This is a genomic window from Emticicia sp., from assembly GCF_043780375.1.
In the GTDB taxonomy this organism is placed as follows: domain Bacteria; phylum Bacteroidota; class Bacteroidia; order Cytophagales; family Spirosomataceae; genus Emticicia.
Genome location: NZ_JAYWCU010000047.1, coordinates 1 through 4,456 on the forward strand (window position 1 = coordinate 1; position 4,456 = coordinate 4,456).

Consider the following 4,456-nt stretch of genomic DNA (forward strand, 5'->3'; position numbering starts at 1 on the left):
CTCAGTGGAGTACAAAGTAGCTCAGAATACGGTAAAGACATATTGAAAACCCTTATAAATCCAACATTCGGGGCTACTTAAATTAATTTTCAAAATTAATTCAAACTCAAATGCTCGGTCAATTAACAATGTTATCATTCAAGGCAATAGACAATAGGCTAAAAACCTTTGTTGAGTCGCATAACAACCTCAATATATTGCTCGATGGTACTCAGGATTTGCCAAATACGATTCGTATTACTCGCAAATCAGCCCTTAGAAGTATCGTTTATACCTACCGAAATTTCATTTACGACTATCAGAATAATAAAGACTGGCAAACCAAAGGAGAGATTCCAGAAATGCCCATGAACCGTAAAGTGCTATCGAAAATGGTAGGTTGTGCCGAAAAAACAGCCTACAATCACATCAAATTTTTGATAGAAGCAGGAGTGTTAACTAAGCAACTACATGGCCGTCAGAATAACTTTGGGTTGTTTCTGAATCCGTTTTTTTGGCTTTCTGAGGCTGAAATTTTGCCAAATATCGTGATGAAAAGCAAAACCCAAACCCCAGCCTTCGCCCTTTCTTTAAGTCCTTTTTTACCGCCTATAAGTTCTTATGAAACTCAAGAAATATATAACAACAATAATGCGGATGTTGAAACTGTGGAGAAAGTAACTTGGGAGGTTTCAAAGACTACTTCACCACAGTTCCAACCGATTGAAAGTGATATTTACTCAAGAAAAAGCTTCAGAGAAAGTGGTTTTTCATCGAAAACAGACATAAAAGAGGATTTTACGCAAAAAAATGAAAATTTGGCGGCGGATGGCGACTTATCCACATTGCTCGGTGGAAAACTCGCACAGGTCGTTAAAAACCTCGAAAACAAAAGCAACGGAGTAAAGAACGTTGGGGGCAACGAGAGCCTAATACCCTCGGAAGTTGCCCCACAATCAATCACTCGTTCAAAAAACGAGCAAGAGGCTTGGGAGTTGGTCAAAAAGTTTACTGATTATGCCCTGGTTCACATTTACCAGAGCAACGATTTCAACAAAAACTTCTTTGTGTCGCAAGCTCAGTACCAAGAAATCAAAAATTTAGTGATGCGTGATGTCTTCGGGAACTTCCAAAATGCTACCGAAGACATTGACCGAATCCGTCAGAAGTACACAGATGCCATTTTGGCGGTCGATAAAGCCATTGCTTATGCCAAAAAGCACAACTGGACGAGCTTTTTGCACCCCAAATGCTATTTCTCTAAATCGTTTCAGAATTTGGGCAAGCGTGGTACTTTCTTCGAGGTGTTTCAGTGGCAAATCGACGATAAGCACAAACTACAAGGTTTCAAAAAAGATGAGTATGTACAGAAAGCAAAGTACAGTGTAACGTTCGAGAAGTCGCCACGAGGCCGCAAAGACCTCACTACTCGATTACAGATTTCAAGCTATTACCGAACAATGATTGCCAAAAGATGCGGCTCGTTTCATGTTTCAATTTTCAACCAATGGTTATCTAACTCTAATAATTTCTAATGAACTTTTCAACACAACAAATTCAATATCATTCTCCTTTTAAGATGTTTATTATACATGAGCAGGGTTCTGTTACTCAGTCTAATAAGTTGCCAATAGCAATAAGAGGTAGAACAAAATTGCCAAACATGGCTTGGGCTATAAAAACGCTATTGAATTATAGAATAGCAACCGTAAAAAAAGCCATATTTTACGAAGATGGAATAGAGTTTGGCACTTTCGAGAATGGTAGATATAGTGGTAAGTATCAGGTGTTTGACTGATATTTTTTTTAAGATGAAAAACGACTAATAAACGACCTAAATACGCATGGAAAAAGACCAAAACAAGACTTGGCGAGAAGCATACAATGAAAAAATGCAACTCGGATGGTCGAGAATTGATAGGATGAGATTTCAGCAAGATTTTATGAACTGCCAATACTAAGAATTGACTGAAAAATTTAATGTGCATGGTGAACCACTCAACGAAAAAGCCTTGCGAGATTATTTTAATCGAATAAAGCGTGGTGAGAAGCCAGCCACCGATGAAGCAACCAATTTTGCCAATGACTATTTCAGACTAAATGATTAATGCAATGTTACCACCACCAAACCATCAGACAGTTGCAAAGCTCAGGCGAAGTTGGATAATAAACCAGCATCGAGGGCAACACGGAGAGCGAGTAAAGTGTGAAGCGGCTGAACTTATAAGTGAAAACAAATGGCAATGCTCGATTGATTTTGTACTCGGAATATCGGCAGAAGTCAATCAGATTTTGGCTGAAAATAGCACAATTAACACCATTAGTACACAAGTTGTGGCTGAAACAACTCCCACCGGGATACAACTGGGAGTTGAAAAAGAAGAAAACCATACTGAAACGTGCAAAAACTGTGGAAATGACCTAAAACCAAATGACACAGAACGAAGAAAAACCCTAAGACCCGGCGAAAAGTATTGTACGCCAGCCTGTAAAACTAAATTGTATCGTAAAAACCTTAACCTTAAAAATAAAAACTTATGAAAGAGCAACTTATTGTAGTTTCACCTGATGCTGGTCGGATAAAAGAAATACTACCAAAAAGGCGAATTGGTACAGGCAATAGCTTCAAAAAAGATGAAACAGCCGAAAATGCAAGAGTAGCTTTATTGGTGGCAGGAGACTGTATATTCCTGCGAAACTGGTTCTTCGTCAATTTTGGTGAAAGGTGTATTTTTGTTTTAATTTTGATGGATGAATCAAACCCTGTTTATTCCTAATGAGTTGAGTTTTACGCTTCTCAACCTTGACCATAATTCGACTCACGTTGATTTCCATGTAATAAGTAATCAGATTTCCAGTTTTTGTCCTTTATGCCTTTTTTGTACAACCAAAATACATAGTAAGTACATAAGAACGATTGGTGATTTACCTGTTTCAGGTAAAATTGTACAGTTAAAACTTCACGTAAGAAAGTTCTTTTGTGAGAATATAAATTGTATTCGTAAAATTTTTACTGAGCGATTCAAACACCAGCTCAACTCTTATGGAAGAAGATTTGAACGCCTAAATGAGCAATTATCATCAATGGGATTAGAATTAGGAGGTAATGTTGCACACAGAATCAGTAAATTATCTTTTGTAAAAATTAGTGCTTCAACAATTTTAAGATTGATAGTTAAGTGTCCAATTCCAGCCATTAAATTGCCCAAAATAATTGGCGTAGATGATTGGGCATTCAAAAAAAGGTTGAAATATGGTACAATAATCGTTGATTTAGAGACGAATGAAGTAATAGATTTATTACCGGATAGAGAAGCCGTAACCTTGACTAATTGGCTTAAAGCACATTCTTCAGTTGAAACTGTTAGTCGGGACCGCTCATCTACCTATGCCAGTGGTATAACACAAGCAAGTGATAAAATTATTCAGATTGCAGACCGTTGGCATATTCTCAAGAATTTAACTGAGGGATTTGAACGATTTTTGAATACCCAGAGAGGAAGTCTTAGGGATATTTCTGTTGAGTTGAGCCAACAACAACATGAGTCAGAAAATATAGTACCAGTACCACCAGTAATCTCAAAAAAAGACACTTCAATTACAGGGAAATACTATGATAACTTCCTCAAAACCAAGGCCTTACAACATGATGGGGTAAGTAAACGCAAAATAGCAAAAATGCTTAAAATGTCAAGAAATACCATTAATAGGTATTGGAATAGGACTTCATTTCTTCCAAAAGTAAGCCATAAAAAGAGTAATATTCTTGATTTTGAAGATTATCTAATCAAACGCTGGCAACAAGGAGAGCAAAACGTAAAAAACCTTTTTGAAGAGATAAAAGAGCAAGGTTTCAAGAATGACATCAAAATAGTATATGAGTTGGTAAGACAATACCCCAAAACTAACTTTGAACCAATACCAAAAGCTGTTAAAATAAAATATTATTCTTCACAACAACTCAGTATTTGGTTAAGTACTTTCCGTAAAGACTGGTCAGAAGAATGGCCACAGGCATATTTGGAAAAATTATTGAAAGACAATCCAATAATTAACAAAGTACGAAAAGTAATCTTAGATTTTAGGCGACTTATGAAAGAAAAAGAAGGAGATAAATTGGCAGCATGGTGTGATGAAGTCATCAATGATGATGATGAAAATATTAAAGGGTTCGCTAAAGGAATTCTTAATGATTTTCAAGCTGTTTATCAAGGTTTTATTTCAAGTTGGAGTAACGGACCTGTGGAAGGACAGGTCAACAGGCTCAAAAACATTAAGAGACAAATGTATGGTCGAGCAAGTTTTGAACTGCTTAGGAAGCGAGTGGTAATTACGAGTCAAAGTTAGGCTTTCACCAAAATTGACGAAGAACCTTATTGGTTCTTCGTCAATTTTGGTGAAAAGTTATTTATACCCAACTTCAAGAAAACTTTTATGATCTGAAATGCAGCCCGATGGAAGAAATTTTAGTGTATTA

The 4,456-nt window shown here is 36.6% G+C and carries 6 protein-coding genes; all 6 read left to right on the forward strand.

Going from position 1 to position 4,456, the window contains the following annotated elements:
* The first annotated feature begins 110 nt into the window (after nucleotides 1–110).
* The 6 genes from ACH2CJ_RS03210 to ACH2CJ_RS03235 all read left to right on the forward strand — a co-directional run bounded on the left by ACH2CJ_RS03210 (nucleotide 111) and on the right by ACH2CJ_RS03235 (nucleotide 4,326).
* A complete protein-coding gene (locus ACH2CJ_RS03210; protein WP_394990674.1) occupies nucleotides 111–1,514 on the forward strand; it encodes a hypothetical protein in 1,404 nt (467 codons plus the stop codon).
* Nucleotides 1,514–1,777: a hypothetical protein gene (locus ACH2CJ_RS03215; protein WP_394990675.1), complete on the forward strand. Its 264-nt coding sequence runs from the start codon at nucleotides 1,514–1,516 to the stop codon at nucleotides 1,775–1,777. Before ACH2CJ_RS03210 ends, ACH2CJ_RS03215 begins: the two co-directional genes overlap by 1 nt.
* A 166-nt stretch (nucleotides 1,778–1,943) precedes the next feature.
* Nucleotides 1,944–2,087 carry a hypothetical protein gene (locus ACH2CJ_RS03220; protein WP_394990676.1) on the forward strand — a complete coding sequence of 48 codons (144 nt, stop codon included), beginning with the start codon at nucleotides 1,944–1,946 and terminating at the stop codon, nucleotides 2,085–2,087.
* A 4-nt stretch (nucleotides 2,088–2,091) separates the two neighbouring features.
* Nucleotides 2,092–2,520, forward strand: a complete 429-nt coding sequence (locus tag ACH2CJ_RS03225; protein WP_394990678.1) for a hypothetical protein — start codon at nucleotides 2,092–2,094, stop codon at nucleotides 2,518–2,520.
* Nucleotides 2,517–2,756 (forward strand): hypothetical protein, encoded by a 240-nt coding sequence (locus ACH2CJ_RS03230; RefSeq protein ID WP_394990679.1) that lies wholly within the window; start codon nucleotides 2,517–2,519, stop codon nucleotides 2,754–2,756. The genes ACH2CJ_RS03225 and ACH2CJ_RS03230 overlap by 4 nt, the downstream gene beginning before the upstream one ends.
* Nucleotides 2,731–4,326, forward strand: a complete 1,596-nt coding sequence (locus ACH2CJ_RS03235) for an ISL3 family transposase (RefSeq protein ID WP_394990681.1) — start codon at nucleotides 2,731–2,733, stop codon at nucleotides 4,324–4,326. Before ACH2CJ_RS03230 ends, ACH2CJ_RS03235 begins: the two co-directional genes overlap by 26 nt.
* Nucleotides 4,327–4,456 lie beyond the last annotated feature (130 nt).

Bases quoted from the DNA above. Each gene is read 5' to 3' on its own strand.
- ACH2CJ_RS03210 (WP_394990674.1), top strand. From the start codon at position 111: ATGCTCGGTCAATTAACAATGTTATCATTCAAGGCAATAGACAATAGG.
- ACH2CJ_RS03215 (WP_394990675.1), top strand. From the start codon at position 1,514: ATGAACTTTTCAACACAACAAATTCAATATCATTCTCCTTTTAAGATG.
- ACH2CJ_RS03225 (WP_394990678.1), top strand. From the start codon at position 2,092: ATGTTACCACCACCAAACCATCAGACAGTTGCAAAGCTCAGGCGAAGT.
- ACH2CJ_RS03230 (WP_394990679.1), top strand. From the start codon at position 2,517: ATGAAAGAGCAACTTATTGTAGTTTCACCTGATGCTGGTCGGATAAAA.
- ACH2CJ_RS03235 (WP_394990681.1), top strand. From the start codon at position 2,731: ATGAATCAAACCCTGTTTATTCCTAATGAGTTGAGTTTTACGCTTCTC.